The 17,077-nt window shown below is 39.2% G+C and carries 12 protein-coding genes; 8 read left to right on the top strand and 4 right to left on the bottom strand.

Annotation, left to right across the window (positions count from 1 at the left end; genetic code table 11):
- Positions 1–120 precede the first annotated feature (120 nt).
- From folB to BBP83_RS07060, 3 genes are all read left to right on the top strand, one after another.
- Positions 121–501 carry a dihydroneopterin aldolase gene (gene folB / locus BBP83_RS07070; protein WP_068887646.1) on the top strand — a complete coding sequence of 127 codons (381 nt, stop codon included), beginning with the start codon at positions 121–123 and terminating at the stop codon, positions 499–501.
- Positions 458–916, top strand: coding sequence for a 2-amino-4-hydroxy-6-hydroxymethyldihydropteridine diphosphokinase (locus BBP83_RS07065; protein WP_068886924.1), 459 nt, complete (start codon positions 458–460; stop codon positions 914–916). Before folB ends, BBP83_RS07065 begins: the two co-directional genes overlap by 44 nt.
- 167 nt (positions 917–1,083) lie before the next feature.
- Entirely contained in the window at positions 1,084–1,656 is a 573-nt protein-coding gene (locus BBP83_RS07060; RefSeq protein ID WP_171258060.1) for a DedA family protein, read from the top strand.
- 432 nt (positions 1,657–2,088) lie between these two features.
- On the opposite strand, the gene coq7 is transcribed toward BBP83_RS07060, so the two are convergent.
- Together coq7 and BBP83_RS07050 are read right to left on the bottom strand one after the other, a co-directional pair.
- Complete coding sequence (gene coq7 / locus BBP83_RS07055) at positions 2,089–2,724, bottom strand: 2-polyprenyl-3-methyl-6-methoxy-1,4-benzoquinone monooxygenase (RefSeq protein ID WP_068886922.1); 636 nt, start codon at positions 2,722–2,724, stop codon at positions 2,089–2,091.
- A gap of 4 nt (positions 2,725–2,728) precedes the next feature.
- Positions 2,729–4,048, bottom strand: coding sequence for an MFS transporter (locus BBP83_RS07050; RefSeq protein ID WP_068886920.1), 1,320 nt, complete (start codon positions 4,046–4,048; stop codon positions 2,729–2,731).
- Between the two features lie 177 nt (positions 4,049–4,225).
- Between BBP83_RS07050 and BBP83_RS07045 the strand changes: the two genes are divergently transcribed.
- Positions 4,226–6,970 carry an autotransporter assembly complex protein TamA gene (locus BBP83_RS07045; RefSeq protein ID WP_068886918.1) on the top strand — a complete coding sequence of 915 codons (2,745 nt, stop codon included), beginning with the start codon at positions 4,226–4,228 and terminating at the stop codon, positions 6,968–6,970.
- Between the two features lie 21 nt (positions 6,971–6,991).
- A complete protein-coding gene (locus BBP83_RS07040) occupies positions 6,992–11,512 on the top strand; it encodes a translocation/assembly module TamB domain-containing protein (protein ID WP_068886916.1) in 4,521 nt (1,506 codons plus the stop codon).
- Between the two features lie 65 nt (positions 11,513–11,577).
- Here the strand turns inward: BBP83_RS07040 and xseB are convergent, their stop codons facing one another.
- Together xseB and xseA are read right to left on the bottom strand one after the other, a co-directional pair.
- On the bottom strand, positions 11,578–11,772 hold the full coding sequence (gene xseB, locus BBP83_RS07035; protein ID WP_068886914.1) for an exodeoxyribonuclease VII small subunit: 195 nt from the start codon (positions 11,770–11,772) through the stop codon (positions 11,578–11,580).
- Positions 11,765–13,048, bottom strand: a complete 1,284-nt coding sequence (xseA, locus tag BBP83_RS07030) for an exodeoxyribonuclease VII large subunit (RefSeq protein WP_068886913.1) — start codon at positions 13,046–13,048, stop codon at positions 11,765–11,767. Before xseA ends, xseB begins: the two co-directional genes overlap by 8 nt.
- Before the next feature lie 235 nt (positions 13,049–13,283).
- Between xseA and BBP83_RS07025 the strand changes: the two genes are divergently transcribed.
- The 3 genes from BBP83_RS07025 (at position 13,284) to BBP83_RS07015 (ending at position 17,058) form a co-directional block, all read left to right on the top strand.
- Positions 13,284–13,643: a hypothetical protein gene (locus tag BBP83_RS07025; RefSeq protein WP_068886911.1), complete on the top strand. Its 360-nt coding sequence runs from the start codon at positions 13,284–13,286 to the stop codon at positions 13,641–13,643.
- Positions 13,644–13,855: 212 nt separating this feature from the next.
- Positions 13,856–14,125, top strand: coding sequence for a hypothetical protein (locus BBP83_RS07020; protein WP_068886908.1), 270 nt, complete (start codon positions 13,856–13,858; stop codon positions 14,123–14,125).
- Positions 14,126–14,418: 293 nt separating this feature from the next.
- Entirely contained in the window at positions 14,419–17,058 is a 2,640-nt protein-coding gene (locus BBP83_RS07015) for a bifunctional aconitate hydratase 2/2-methylisocitrate dehydratase (protein ID WP_068886906.1), read from the top strand.
- The last annotated feature ends 19 nt before the right edge of the window (positions 17,059–17,077 follow it).

Raw genomic sequence — 17,077 nt, 5'->3', positions numbered from 1 at the left:
CTTCTGCTGAAGCTAAGTTAATTAGATGAAATGATTAGAAACTTAGCGATAGAGAAAGTCCCTTTTTATAAAAAGGAAGATTTAGGGAGGATTTGTATGATTAAAAGTCGAGTTTTAAACATGGACGCAATTATTATTGAAGGCTTAAAGGTTGATACAGTGGTGGGTTGTTTCAATTGGGAGCGTCAAATCATTCAGCCTTTAATGTTGGATATCACCATTAATACCAGTTTAGAACAAGCGGCGAATTCAGATGAATTGGAAGATACGTTAAACTATGCAGAAATTTGTGAAATTTCTGCAACGGTCATTCAAACTACGCAACCAAAATTGATTGAACATGCAGCAAAACTGGTACTCGATGCACTTTTTACTACCTATGCATCCATTGAATCTATTATGATTACCATCCGTAAGCCTGCCATTATTGCGCAAGCAAATTCTGTAGGAATTCGTCTTGAACGCCACCGAAACGATTTTCGCCCTAGCACTGGCGAGTAATTTCAATCCTCAACTGCATTTTCAAAGTGCCTTAACTCAAATGATGGCGTTAGGGCAGGTTGAATTTTCTAAAATATATGTAATGCCATGTCGTGATGGCATTGGTGAAGATTATTGGAATGCAGCTTGTTTGCTTAAAAGCCATTTAGCAGTAGATGAAATGACTGCACTATTAAAAAAAATGGAAGCAGATTCGGGGCGAGTGCGACCATCACATAATATTGCATTAGACATGGACTTGATTGCTTGGGGTTCTGATTTATCTCAAATGCAGTTTAATCCTAAAAAGTTACCGCTGGCACTGGATGTCAAAATTCCCATGCAGGATGTTTGGGACGATATGTTATTTCGACACAGTCCGCATCACTTTCCAATGGTGAGTTGCACGTCATTACTCGGACAGGCCATTCAATAAATTTATAACAATGAAAGTGAATGACACACATCTATTGATCATTTTAATAAGACGCCATTCATTGAATTGAGCAAGAGAGTGCGTTTGCAATGATTGCAGAAAGATTTTGCCTAGATGTGCAATATGTAATGGTATGATCCTTAGCGATGTAAAGATAAAGTAAAAGAATGAATTGGACTGATCTGTTACAACATTATGGCTATTTTGCAATTTTCATCGGTGCTTTTTTTGAAGGTGAAACTGTATTGATGCTTGGGGCGTATGCCGTGCATCAGCATGTCATGAGTTTTTGGCTATTGATTGCCGTGGCAGTATTTGGCAGTTTTATAGGTGATCAATTTTATTATCAAGTCGGTCGTCGCTATGGGCAGAAACTGCTACAAACCAAACCTAAATTTGCAGAAAAATTTGAGAGGGCCAGTCAATTTATTGAACGGTTTCCAATCTTAACTATTTTACTTATGCGCTTTGCTTGGGGCTTAAGAACTGTTTTACCCATTACTGTGGGAATTAAAGCTTATCCTTTATGGAAGTATATTTTGATCAATCTCATGGCCTGTTTTTTGTGGGCTTTGATTGTGGTGAGCTTTGGACTACAAATGAGTCATTGGCTACACCTATTTTGGACAAAGATGCTACCGTATCACCAAGGCGTTGATATTATTCTTTGGGTGATTGTCTGTCTTTTAATGATCAAAGTTATTTATGTCATTACCATGTATTTAAAATCTAAAAAATAGTTTAAATTTTAAATAGTGATGTAAATTTAAAAATATAAATTAGACTTCTTTGATAAGTCATTTTTTAAACAATCATAAATTCACAGTGGATATTCCCTCTCCTTAGAAGCGAGAAGGAACTTTCAATCAGAATTTATTGATCAAGTAGCGCATCAGCAAGTGGAAGGATTTATCCAAAACATATTAAACAAGATTGCCTAGTAAGAGGTTGAAATTAATAACATAAATTTTACCTAATGGGTTATTTAGTTTTCCAACCCCTGAATATTCAGAAGCTTTGGTACAAACTTTTAACCAATCCATTGCAGATACGATATTTTTTGCGGGGGGCATATTTGAGTGGCTATGAAACGGCACAGCAAATACTTGCAATTAATAATTAAATAAAAAGCCTGCTACAGAGCAGGCTAGATTGTTTAATTTTAAATGTGATTAAATAAAGTAACTGGTTTTGGTCATCAGTTTTGAAATTGCAGTCATCGTCATTTTAACAGGAACAGGTAAGTCGACACCGCCTGCGTTTAGTGCTGTATCACGATGCTGTAGTTCATCTTCATTCATTTGCACTAAAATTTTACGAGAACGATGATCTTGTTCAGGCAATTGGCTAATGTGATGCTGCAAATGCATACTGACTTGGCGTTCTGTTTCAGCAACAAAGCCTAAGCTATATTTATCGCCCGCAATACCCGCAATAGCACCCATACCAAAAGACAGACCGTACCACACAGGGTTTAACAAACTGGTATGACTATCTAGTTCTTTTAAGCGGTCTTCGCACCATGCCAAATGGTCTTGTTCTTCAACTGCAGCTTGTTCCATTTCACGGCGTACATTTGGCAGTTTTGCAGTCAGTGCTTGACCATGATAGAGCGCTTGGGCGCAAACTTCACCACTGTGATTAACACGCATTAATCCGGCAACATGACGTGCTTCACTGACAGCCAATTGGGTTTCTGCCTGAACAGCAGGATTTTCTCTATGCGCTGCAGTCGAACCAGGAACTAAACTCCGTAAAGCTTGGTCAAATGAGTTTATAAGCTTGTCGAGACCTGTATATTGACGCATGAAATTAACCCTCCAATGAGTCTTGCGCAGTTTTAAGCATAGGTTTTAGGCGTATTAATAACCAAATAGTAAAGATGGCACTGAGTACTGCCGTTATGCAGAAAAGTATTTTAATATCAATCTTTAGAATACTTAAGATGATGATAGAGAATATAGCAGAAGATACCATGAAAATAGCATTTAAAATATTGTTGGCAGCCACAACCCGCGCACGATGTGAACGTGGAGAATACGCTTGCATCATGGCGTATAGTGGCACGATATAAAACCCGCCACTAATACCTAAAAGCGTGACAGCTATCATGACATGATAATAGCTCCAACCGCCGTGAAATACCTCATATAAACCCAGTAAGGGGCCAGTTCGTTCAGGAACAAAAGACAGGCTAATTGCCAAATAAAGTGCAAAAACGGTAAGGCCTACAGCGCCCAGTGGAACCATTTTAATATTCACTTCTGAACCACCAATTTTGCGACAGAGTAAAGAGCCAACCCCAATGCCGACAGAAAAGAAGGTCAAAAGTAGGCTCACCACATTTTCAGATGCATGCAAATTTTGTTGGGTCAATTGTGGTATTTGTGTTAAATAAGTTGCGCCATAAAACCAATACCAAGAGTTACCCAATAAAATTAAAAAAATTAACCGCAAACTTTTTGCGTATTTTACGGTTTGAAAACTGGTACGAAAAAAATTCCAATCAATTTGAATATTCGGTGAACTGACTTCTTGTTTAAGAATAAAACGGCTAGAAAAATAGCCTAAGCAAGCAATTGTCAGTACCGTCAAACTAATCCACAGTAAATTACCTTGCGACATAGAAATGACAGCGCCACCTAAAATCATCCCGATCAAAATAGCCATAGACGTGCCAGATTGAAAGAGGGCATTACCTGACATCAATTCATTGGGTTTTAAAATTTCGGGTAAAATAGCGTATTTAATTGGGCCAAAGAAAGTTGAATGTGTGCCCATTAAAAAGAGTGCCAATAACAACAACCATAAACTACCTAATAAAAAGCCTGCTGTACCAATCAACATTATCAAAATTTCGGCAATTTTGAGTATTCGAACAAGCTGTGAACGTTCATATTTATCGGCAAGCTGTCCAGCGGTCGCAGAGAAGATAAAGTAAGGTAAAATGAACAGTAAGGCTGCGAAGTTATTTAATGTGCTAATACCTGCGGTTTGTTGTTGAATCCATCCATATGTAATGACTAAAAGTAAAGCTTGCTTATATACGTTGTCATTGAGTGCCCCAAAAAACTGGGTTAGAAACATAGGCAGGAAATGCCGAGTGCTTAAAAGATGTTCACTGTTCTTCATATGATTAGTGTCGCATTTAAGTTTTATTACGAAATGTGATTGTTTGGTTAAACATCTAAAAAAATCATGTAAGATACTTTTAGCTAGAACGGGGGAAAACCAATAAATTTAAGTTCTTTAGCTCATAATTTATTGATTTATTCCCCCATTACATAAAGAATTTCTCTAGAGCTTGCTATGCCTGCAAAAATAAATTTTCAAAAGACAATGCTTCACCTAAGTATGAGTCAACTTGTATATCGGCATCATAGCAATAAACGTTTATGGATGAGCATCTTTTTAACGCTTCTTGCACAGCATGGTATGGCGCAAACTGTAGAAGAACATACGCCTGTTGCTCATGTGACTCAAACAGAAATGCTAAAAGAACAGAAAAATGAAGTGACAAAGCAAGGACTGAGCGCACCTGAAGTTATTGAAAAAATAGAACTAATGCAGAACTCTGTGCCTGAGCCAGATAGTATGCAAATGCTACAACAGCAAGAAAGCTCAACATTGCCAATAGAAGCTTTTAAACCAATTGAATTTGAAGCCTTAGACGATTTACCTATAGCGCCTGTTGACCAAAATATGGCCAATGAGATTTTACAAGTTGCAGAGGATGCAAAACGTGAAGCGCAGAATTATCGTGCCACACAAAATATAGAAAGTACCGTCGCTGATATTACACAACAAGAATTAACCCAAATAAATCAGGCGCCTGTCAATGTCGATGAACTGATGAGTAGTATTCGCGCAGACAGTGAAATTGTGGTGTCTAATAATGAAAGTGGCAATACATTGGCAGAAGCATTCTCTGATGAGTTGCCAACTGATGTAAATGAGCTGAATATTTTTCAGCGCTTATTATATAAAGTGCGCCCATCTAAGCAACCTAATATCGTCAAAGTCTCTCGTATCACGGCAGATGTCATTATTGCCAACAGTCAAAATAACAACGAAACGTCAACGAAAGAATATGTCACGGCTTTAAATAGTTTAAAGGCCAATATTGAAGGTAAATTATCAAGCTTTACAGTGGAATCTTTTAATGATTTTCCATCGGCTTTACCTCAGCTTAGAACATTGTCTAATCAGGCAGCCCAAGCAGTTGGTTTTTATAATTCAGAATTTAAATTTGAAAAAGTTAGCGATAGTAAAGTCAAAGTTACTGTTACGCCCAATTCGCCCGTACTCATTCAAGCTCAAAATGTAGAATTTAGTGGTGCAGGGGAAAATCAAGCACAATTCCAAGTTATTCGCGTTTTGCCAGATCAAGATGTAGGCGATATTTTAAATCATGGCGCTTATGAAAATACCAAGGTACGAATTACTGATGCCGCGAGCAATAATGGTTATTTTGATTCGTATTGGCGCTTGCATGATGTCAAAGTAGCGCAACCGCAAAATACGGCGGATATTAACTTACGTTATGAAACGGGCGAACGTTATAAGTTGGGGAATGTTGAATTTCGTATGAATGACCCAAATATTGAGTTCCCATTAGATGCCGACATTTTACAAAGTTTGGTCACATGGGAAGATGGCGCGGATTATACGTTTTGGCGTGTAAATGGTTTGGCCAATAACTTAACCAACTCGCGTTATTTTAACTACACGTTGGTGGATGCTGTCCGTCCTGACCCGATTGAAAAGCCTTTGGAATTGCCACCCGATATTCAGGCCTTGGTCGATCAAAATCAGTTAACTGAAAATTCATTAGAAGTGAAAGATCGAAAAGCTATCGCATCGAATAAAGAAGTAACACAAAGCTTGGTCAATGAAGACCAATTTGCGGGTACAGATGTTACTGATGATAATAGCAATGTACGTTTGATCCAAAATAAGCAAAATCAGAAAGACCAAGAACAAGATCTTTTAAAAGCACAAGCACGCGAAGATAAAAAAGTCCCTGTCATTGTGACATTGAATGCAGATAAATTGAATAGTGCCGAAGTTGGACTTGGTTTTGGAACAGATACGGGGCCTCGTTTACGCGGGCAATATCGTCGGGCAATTGTCAACAAGCGCGGACATTCGTTTGATGCCAACTTAGAAGTATCACAAATTCGCCAATCTTTAGATGGTCGTTATAACATTCCTTATCATCATCCATTAAATGACTATATTAGTTTGGTCGGTGGTTATGAACGCGAAGAACGTGATGATGTGGGGCAAGACGTTAATCTGATGATTGAGTCTGCCGTGGCTGGGGTCGATCGTATTATTAAAAACCCAAGAGGTAGCTGGCAACACACTTTTGGATTACGTTATCGTTTAGATCGTATTACCCAAAAAGGTATTGTTGATATTACTGAAATTCCAGATGCATTTTTGGTCAATAATAATGACCAACAACAATCGTTACTCTTTGGTTATGAAGCATCGCGTACCAGTAGTGATAAACGGGTTAACCCAAGTAAAGGTTTTAAACAAACCTATAAGATTGAAATGGGTGCTGAAAGTTTAATGTCCGATGCCAATATGGCCATTTTAAATGCGGGCTGGCGTTTTATTTACTCAGTGGGTGAAAATGATAATCACCAGTTTGTTGGACGTGGTGATATTGGTTATATTTTGACAGAAGATTTTATCAAAGTGCCGTATAACTTGCGTTATTTTACAGGGGGAGATCAAACCATTCGTGGTTTTGATTACAAGAGTTTGGCTGCAGAAGAAGATGGTTTTAAAGTTGGTGGGCAAGCTTTAGCTGTGGGGTCGTTAGAATATAATTACCAATTCAAAGAAGGCTGGCGTGGCGCCGTGTTTAGCGACTTTGGTAATGCATATGATAAAGACTTTAAAACTGACACTGCATATAGTGCAGGCTTAGGTGTACGTTGGGCATCGCCTATTGGGCCAATTCGCCTTGATGTCGCGACAGGTCTTTCTGATGAAAACCACCCAATTCGAATCCATTTTTTTATTGGCTCACAATTATAATTTTAAGGTAATTTGACGATTATGGCTGAACAAGAGCAGCAACAAGCTCCAGAACCAGACAATACGCCTGACGTATTGCCACAAAAGCGCCGTATTTTACGTAGCGTGATTTTATCATTGCTCTTTACGGTGTTATTGCTGGTTGCTGCTTTAGCTATCATGTTTTCTACCGACAAAGGCAGTAAGTTTTTGCTAGATCGGGTGTTAGAGCGTCAGCAAATTATTCGTTATGAATATGAAGGCGGAAATCTTTGGCGTGGCATTATTTTACGTAATGTTTTGGTCAGTTTAAAACCAGTCGATGTCAAAATAGACCGTGCCGATGTAACCTTAGGCTGGCGCGCTATTGTGAATAAAGAAATTCATTTAAAAAGTGCTGATGTACGCAATCTTCAAATTATTACCAAAACACCACCAAGTGATGAACCATTCAAATTTAGTGAAATTCGTTTACCCTTTGTCTTAAGGGTGGACAGTGCAGATGTTGATCATTTATTGATTAAAACCCATTCTGCGGGTATCGACTTTCATGATATTCATTTAAATGGTGCCCTATGGTCAGGTACAGAACTGAACTTTGAAAACTCAAGTATGGATATGGGCTACCTGAGTGTGCGCAATGCCACTGGGAACATGAAATTTGAAGGAAAGTATCCTTTAAATGCCACAGCTATAGTCAATTTACCTTCTTTAAATAATAGCTTAAGTATTCATGATATTGCAGTAAATGCACGTGGTACTTTAGACACCATTCAAGCAGGTATTGCTACAAATACCCCAGATCTATTGACGGGTTGGGCGATTGTAAACCCTATGCGTCCGCATGTGCCTATGCGTGGACAATTGAAATTTAAAAACTATCATTGGCCACTACTGACAGAGCAAAAACTATTTACTAAAGATGGTATTGGTAAATTTAATGGTGATATTAACCGTCTAAATTTAAATATCATGACTGACTTAACTGGTCAAAATATTCCAGAAGGTCAATATAACGCAGTCATGCATACCGATTTGGTTCATCAGTTAAATATTGAAAACGTGAACGGTCAGCTGATGAAAGGCTCTGTAAATGCAGCGGGGGTTGTTAGTTGGAAAGATCATGTGACTTGGGATATACAAGGGCGCTTAGATCAACTGAATCCCAAAGACAAATTGATTCCACAAGCCGTACAAGATTTTTTGCCCCCAAGTATTGATGGCAAAATTGAATCTAAAGGAACTTTAGAAAAAGGGATGCATGTCACTGCTTTGGTTGATTTTGACCGTTATGAAACATGGAATTTAAAACTCGATCAGAACCCTGAAAAAAATAAAAAAGTGCAACCGATGTTATTGGATGTATCTTGGAAAAATATTGACCGCGCTGTTCCCTATGTAGGCTGGTTAAGCAGTGCATCTGGTAATGCAAAATTAACGTTGGCTGACGGACAACAAAATATTCATGTCGCAACGGCTATTACACAGCATGATAAAGGCATGTTGCCTGCGGGTGCGTATCAGGCTCAATTAAATTTAAAAAATAATACTTTGAATGTGCCTACTTTTAGCTATGTTGCAAATAAAGGGCAGTTAAACGGCAGTGCAGTCATACAATTGCCAGACCAAAAGCGCCAACTAAAATGGAATGCTAATTTAAAAGCACAGGATTTTAATCTGCAAACGATTGTTCCTGCTGCACCAGTTGACCAATTAAATGGTTCTATTCAAGCCAATGGTTACGCAAAACTGAATCAGCAAATTATTCAGTTAAATGCAGTAGATTTAACAGGTCGTTTAGCACAGCAAAAAGAGACAATTCGCTTAACAGGAAAAAGTACTGCTGCCTTAATTTTTCATGATGAAAAAGCCGGAGGTGGTTTTAAAAGTTTTGCCGTGAACTACGATGGAAGTCTAAATGCCAGTCAAATTGAGGCCAGCAAAGGTTTACTAAAGTTAAGAGTTTCGGGAACGCCTGAATTTATTAAAATTGCCGAGTTAAAGCATGATGGCGTGGCAGGGAAAATTTTAGCCAGTGGGATATTGAATTTAAAAAATGGCATTGGATGGGATGTTAATGCCTCTTTAGTACGTTTTAAACCACATTATTTTGCATCTAATATGCGGGGTGAAATTTCAGGCACAGTAAAATCGCAAGGGCTTTGGTCAGATGCGATGAAGCGTATTCAAATTCAACGTTTGAATTTGGCGGGTGTGCTTAATGGTAAACCTGTGCGTGGCAAAGGTAATTTGGCATTGGTGATTAATTCCAATCAAAAAGGTTTTATACCACAACAGTTTGAAGCCAATGATCTATTCCTTTCCTATGCCAGTAACCAAGTACAAGCATCAGGTAATGCGCAAAATTTACGTTTAAAAGTAAACGCACCAGCGTTATATGAAATTTATGCAGGTTTGCGTGGTCGTGCTTACGGTTATTTAAATATGCAAGTTCAGCCTCGTTTACAAGCTTCTGCCAATTTAGCGGTTGATGATTTTGGTTTAAATGATCTTTTCAGTATTAAAAAAATTCGTGTACAAGGTCAACTACCTACATCCGCATCCCCAACCTTATTGGTTGCACGTTTGGACAATTTACGCAGTGGTACACGTGAAATTCAGCAAGGCGAAATTTCTTTAGCTGGAACGCGTAATGCACATGTATTAAAAGTCAGTGCCGAAAATAAGTTATCTAAATTTAAAGTGCAGTTAGCGGGAGGCTTTAACGCACAAAATAATTGGTTAGGTCAAATACAACAAGGTGATTTCGACTCGTTACGTACACGTTTAGTGCAACGACAAAATGCCTCGATTATTTATACTTCAGCACAATCTGACCTATTTATTGGTGCACATTGCTGGATGAGCCAACAAAGTGAGTTGTGTTTTGATCAACCGATTCGCGTAAGTCCTAACCGTGGCAGTGTGTCATTTATTAGCCGTAATTTAGATTTAAATGACTTTGCCACTTTTATGCCAGAAGGTTTGGCCATTACAGGTAAAGTGAATGGTTATGCCAAAGCCTCATGGGCAAAAGGTGCGCGACCAAAAATTGATGCACGCCTATTGACTCGAAATGGTGTGCTTGGCTTGGCTGCTGAAGACCCGCAGTATTTAGGTTCTACCATGAAATACGATGAAGTTAGCCTTATTGCGAAAAGTGTCGCAGAAGGCTTGCAGATTCGTTTAGATACAAAAGCACCAGATATTGGTACTGGTTATGCCAATGTCATTATTGACCCTTATAAAGACAATAAGCCGATGCGCGGAGAAATTGCCTTCAATCAAGTGCAATTGAAAATTTTAAAACCGTTTATTCAAGATGTACGCTCTATGGGTGGGACATTGTCTTATGCTGGTAAAATTAGCGGGACATTAACAGCGCCGTTACTGAATGGTGAGCTACGTCTAAAAGATGGTTCAATCAGCATGATTTCATTGCCAGTGAACCTAACCAATATTCAGTTGTATTCCTCTATTCGTCAAAACAATGCCACAATTAATGGTGCATTTAATAGCGGGCAAGGTGCTGGACAGCTTACTGGTGATATTGATTGGAAGGATGAACCACGAATTCAACTGCAATTAAAAGCCAAAAACTTGCTCATTCGCCAAGCGCCGTTAATTACTGCATTGGTGACACCTGAATTAAATTTAGATGTATTGCCATTCAAAAAACGTCTATCTCTGACAGGTTCTGTCGATATCCCGCGTGCTTTAATTTCAATGCCTGAAGCCACTGCACCAGTGGTTAACGTATCGTCCGATGTTCGGATTGTGCATGAAGGTGATAACCAACTTGAAATTTTAAAATCTGCCCGCCCATGGGATATTCGTGCAGATATTGCGGTCAGTCTTGGTAAGCAAGTTATTTTTCAAGGCTTTAATAGTCGTATTCCCTTAATTGGCCGACTGAATTTATCGCAACGCGGTTTAGAAACAGCTATGCGAGCTAATGGTGCCATTGGTGTACCACAGCGTGTGAAAATTGAAGCTTATGGTCAAAGCCTAGACTTGAATCGTGCTATTGCGCGTTTTAATGGGCCACTCGCAAATCCGACTTTAGATGTTGATGCGAATAAATTGGTTCAGGGAAGTACCGTAGGTTTTCGTGTAACCGGTACAGCCGCTGGGCCAAATATTCAAATTTATAATGATGCAGGGTTGTCTGAACAAGAGGCGCTGAATGCTTTAATCACGGGTCGTATTAATGAAGGTAGTAGTGCATTAAGTCAAACGGAAGGCTTTAAGTCTGATGTGAACAACACCATTGCAGCGGCTGGTATTAGTATGGGCTTGGGTGGTACGCGTGCATTGACTAACCAAATTGGCCGTACTTTTGGTTTAAGTGGTTTGGCACTAGATGCACAAGGCACAGGTGATGATACCCAAGTTTCGGTGACAGGCTATATTACCCCAGACTTGTTTATTCGTTATGGTGTAGGCGTATTCACCCCAGTCAATAAGCTGACCTTACGTTATCAAATGAATCAACGATTGTATTTGGAAGCCAGCCAGTCCTTAGAACGTGCAATAGACGTTTTCTATAATTGGCGCTTCTAGTTAATAAAAAATGCAATCTTAAGATTGCATTTTTTATGTCGAATATTGATGAAATAGCGTGAAATTTATTTTTTGAATGTATTGGCTAATGCTGTTTGTACAGCATCCACACGGGCTTTGCAGGCTTTATAGGCTTGCATTGATTCTTCTACCAATTTCATTAAATTATCAATGTCAGGTTCTTGCTGACTTTCTAATAATTCAGCATTTTTCTTTAAAATTTCATAGCCATCTTTAAAGCTTAAATGTTCTTTATTCATTGGAAATAACCTGTTGTGGGTGAATTACATGAATATTGGCATGCACCGTACCATCTTGTAATTCAATTTCAATATGTGAGGGTTCAGTCGTCAGTTGCTGAACTGAGCGAATAGCATGTTGGTTTTGCCGAACAACCGCATAGCCTTTAGATAAAACATGTCGTGGGTTTTGCAATAAGGTTTCACGCATCAATGCTTCAATTTGATAATCGGCAAATTTCAGTTGTTGCTCTGCAAATAGCTGTATTTGGTCTTTAATTTGCCGTAGTTGTTTGTTGGCATCGTAGGTTTGGTTTTTAGACAGCGTTTGAATCATTTTCATTAGCTGGTCATTTTGGCTTTGATAAGCTGATATTTGCTGTTGAGAAAGCAATTGAATATTTTGCCAAGCATCTAAGACCTCTTGAACCCGCGAGCTAATATGGTTGCGGATACCTGCAATGACTTTACTGGGGGTATCAAAAGAACGGTTGGCAATTTCATCTAAAATAGTACGGTCTTTTTCATGACCGATACCCACCCAAATAGGCACAGAACGCTTACATAATAAGGCAGCCAAATCGTAGTCATTTAAATATGCCAAATCGTTGACAGCACCGCCACCGCGAATAATCACAATTAAATCGGGTGGGGTCGCAAAATCTGTAGCCCATTGGCGAAGCCCTTGCCCAAGGGTCGCAATAATATTTTGCGCTGCCGTATTCCCCTGAAACGTGGCGTGATGATAAATGAATTCGCACACGCCCGATTTTTGTAAGGCATCGGCATCTTTTTTGAAATCGCCTAAACCTGCGGCTTGTTCAGGTGCAATCACTAAAACATGCTGAATGTCAAAAGGTGCGGGAAGTAACCTGTTTTTATGAATCAAACCTTCGTTGGAAAGCTGTTGCACAATTTGCTGATAACGTCTGGCTAAATCGCCTAAAGTATAACTTGAATCAATTTCCTCAATATTGACCGAAAAGCCATATTGCGGATCAAACCGTGCTTTGACTTTTATCATGACATTTAAATCACGGCTTAATTCAATTCCGCTTTCACGTTCAAATTTTCCCACAATTTTTGTCGCTGAAAATTTCCAAATTGTTGCTTTGCAACTGGCAATAACTTTATCACTATCCTGTTCTTTTTCTGCCAGTTCAATATAGTAATGGCCACTTTTTATATTTAAATTGCGAATTTCAGCCTTTACCCAGACCGCATCGTCAAAAGCCAGTTTAACGACTTCTTGTACTGCAGATAAATATTCACTAAGGGAAAGCTGTAAATCTGACATAAGAAAATATTAAACAATATTCATGAAAATAATCACTAAATTATAGACAGAAATAAAAGAATAGAAAGGTAGGATTTGAAACTGTGTCGCTGGTTATAAATTATGTAGATAAATTACAAAGACCTATCAATATTTAAAACTCAAAATATTTAGAGGCCTAAAACGATGGGTTTGGGGGAATTAAATGACAAATTCCTACCGATCTTTTATAGTGCTGCCATGTAGGAGATTTTTCATGAAAAAGTTACTCGCTTTATCAGTTTTGATTGCATTGGTTGGCTGTGCAGAGAAGAAGCCTTTAACCCCAGAAGAGCAATGGCAAGGTTATTGTCGTAGTGTCGGCAACGCCGCGCGAACCATTATGTTAGATCGCCAAAATGCGATTCCTAAAGAAAAAGCAGTGGAACACGCCGATAAAATTGAAGATGAAACCACTAAAAAATTCATCATCAGTATTATTGATGAAGTGTATGCCTTGCCAGAAGCAACCATTCGGGCAGATGTAGAAAGCGTACGTGAAAAAGTTCGAAGTGAATTTACTGCAAAATGTATTGCTTCACCGCATGAGAAAATGCCAGATTACAAACCATTTTAATAATTTGCTTTAGACATTACAGGGCAATAGATCAAAACTTTTGAAACCGTTCTTAGGAGCGGTTTTTTGTTGTTAAAATAAAATAGCCTAAGCAAATATCATGGGATTAATGACAAATACAACTTGTGACAAATTTATATATCTAAAATATAGCAAAGCTTATCTTTTTACTGAATAATCGAAATAGAAGATGATAAAAAGAGGAGCAACAAATGGATGTTGTCGGCTATTTGCATCATGCAGATTTACTCTTAGAAGATGCACAGGGTGTGGTTATTATTGGTGGTGGAAATTATGTATTAAGTATTGGTGATCGTGTGTTTTTAAAACATCAAGTTGAGGGAAATCCTCAATGTTTTAAAGTTGAAATTTCATTTGCCAGTAATCAATATCAAGGACTATATGAAGACCAGTGCCCATTACGTTTTAGTGGAAATCGCACAGAATTAACGCAATATTTATCAACAACGACTGTCCACTAAGGTGGAATACATCTTTTGATACAAACAAGGCAACATAGCGTTGCCTATTTTTATGTTGAAATTCGAGTTAAACGTTAAATTTTGCTTGAAATGAGTGTTTTTATTAAAGAATTTGGTTGTTGAATGACCAATCCTGCTACATTTAGTTAGAAAATAATGAGCATCACAAAGAAACACTAGTAGCGCATTAACTTTTAACTGGAATTTTAGTAAAATCAAGCAGTCCATATTATTTGCGAAGCCTGAAAATGGCTGGAATTCGCAAGTAATTTTTTAAAAAAGAGGAATAAACCGTGCTAGAAGCTTACCGCCAACACGTTGCAGAACGTGCCGCACTCGGAGTCCCACCGAAGCCACTTGACGATGTTCAAACAGCAGCGTTAGTTGAATTATTAAAAAATCCACCAGCTGGCGAAGAAGCATTCTTAGTTGACTTGCTTGAAAACCGTATACCAGCAGGTGTTGACCAAGCTGCATATGTTAAAGCTGCTTTCTTGGCTGCTTTGGCAAAAGGTGAAGCAACTTCTCCATTAGTTTCTAAAGAACGTGCGGTTTACTTACTAGGTACTATGCTTGGTGGTTATAACGTTGCTCCTTTGGTTGCTCTTCTTGATGACGCAGCACTTTCTGAACTTGCTGCTGAAGCTTTGAAAAAAACTTTACTTGTATTTGATGCGTTCCATGACGTTGCAGACAAAGCAAAAGCCGGTAACGTAAATGCACAAGCTGTTATGCAGTCTTGGGCTGACGCTGAATGGTTCACAACTCGTAAAGACGTTCCAAGCGAAATCAAACTTACAGTTTTCAAAGTAACTGGCGAAACAAACACAGACGACTTGTCACCTGCACAAGACGCTTGGAGCCGTCCAGATATTCCATTACACGCAAATGCAATGTTGAAAAACGTACGTGATGGTATTAACCCAGAAGTTCCTGGTGAAGTTGGTCCACTTAACCAAATTAAAGACTTAATCGCGAAAGGCCAGCAAGTTGCTTACGTAGGTGACGTTGTTGGTACGGGTTCAAGCCGTAAATCTGCAACAAACTCTGTGCTTTGGTTCTTTGGTGATGACATTCCACACATCCCGAACAAAAAAGACGGGGGTTACTGCTTAGGTTCTAAAATTGCTCCAATCTTCTTCAACACAATGGAAGATGCAGGCGCGTTACCAATTGAAATTGATGTTGCAAACATGAACATGGGCGATGAAATCGTTCTTAAAATTGATCATGCTGCTGCAAAAGTTTCTGCGTCTAAAGACGGTGCAGTGATTGCTGAAGCTGAACTTAAAACACCAGTACTTCTTGATGAAGTTCGTGCGGGTGGTCGTATTAACCTAATCGTTGGTCGTGGTTTGACCACTAAAGCGCGTGAAGCTTTAGGTCTTGCTCCATCTACTTTATTCCGTGTTCCAGTTCAACCTGCTGCTACTGGCAAAGGTTTCACTCAAGCACAGAAAATGGTTGGTCGTGCATGTGGTCTTCCTGAAGGTCAAGGCGTACTTCCGGGTACTTACTGTGAACCTAAGATGACGACTGTTGGTTCGCAAGATACTACTGGTCCAATGACACGTGATGAATTGAAAGACTTGGCTTGCCTAGGTTTCTCTGCTGACCTTGTTATGCAATCTTTCTGCCATACAGCTGCATATCCAAAACCAATTGACGTTCAAATGCAACACACGCTTCCTGATTTCATCATGAACCGTGGTGGTGTGTCTTTACGCCCAGGTGACGGTATTATTCACTCTTGGTTAAACCGTATGTTAATGCCGGATACTGTTGGTACAGGCGGTGACTCACATACACGTTTCCCAATTGGTATTTCATTCCCTGCGGGTTCTGGTCTTGTAGCATTTGCTGCTGCAACTGGTGTTATGCCACTAGACATGCCTGAATCTATCCTTGTGAAGTTCAAAGGTAAAATGCAACCTGGTATCACACTACGTGACCTAGTACATGCAATTCCTTATGTTGCGATTCAGCAAGGTGACTTAACTGTAGAGAAGAAAGGTAAGAAAAACATCTTCTCTGGTCGTATCCTTGAGATCGATTTAACAGAAATGGAAAATGACCTTACTGTTGAACAAGCATTCGAACTTTCTGATGCTTCTGCTGAGCGTTCTGCTGCTGGTTGTTCTATCACGCTTTCTGAAGAGAAAGTTGCTGAATACCTGAAATCAAACATCACAATGTTGAAATGGATGATTTCTGAAGGTTATGGCGATGCTCGTACTATGGCGCGTCGTGTAGAGAACATGGAGAAATGGTTAGCGAACCCATCACTTCTTAAAGCTGATGCTGACGCTGAATACACGAAAGTGTATGAAATTGATCTAGCGACAATTACTGAACCAGTTCTTTGCTGTCCAAACGACCCAGATGATGCGAAATTGTTATCTGACGTTCAAGGTGTGAAAATTGACGAAGTATTCGTTGGTTCATGTATGACAAACATCGGTCACTTCCGCGCAACTGGTAAGTTGTTAGAAAAAGTTCCTGGTGGCGTATTGTCAACTCGTTTGTGGATTGCTCCGCCTACGCGTATGGACGAACGTCAATTGATGGAAGAAGGTTTCTATAACATTTATGGTAAAGCTGGCGCGCGTACTGAAATGCCAGGTTGTTCATTATGTATGGGTAACCAGGCACGTGTAGCGCCGAACACAACTTGTGTATCGACTTCTACGCGTAACTTTCCGAACCGTTTAGGTCAAGGTGCGAACGTTTACTTAGCTTCTGCTGAACTTGCATCTGTTGCTGCTGTACTTGGTAAATTGCCAAGCCCAGAAGAATACCAACAATATGCAGCTCAAATTGATAGCATGTCAGCTGACATCTACCAATACTTAAGCTTCGACAAAATGAGCGACTATACTGACGCTGCTAAAGATGTTGATACTAAGAAAATTGCTGCTGCTCAATTGACTTAATGTCTAATTGATTAAAAAG

Source organism: Acinetobacter celticus (genome assembly GCF_001707755.1).
Lineage (GTDB): Bacteria > Pseudomonadota > Gammaproteobacteria > Pseudomonadales > Moraxellaceae > Acinetobacter > Acinetobacter celticus.
The sequence above is the reverse complement of the archived record's forward strand: the minus strand, read 5'-3'. Positions and strand labels throughout refer to the sequence as shown.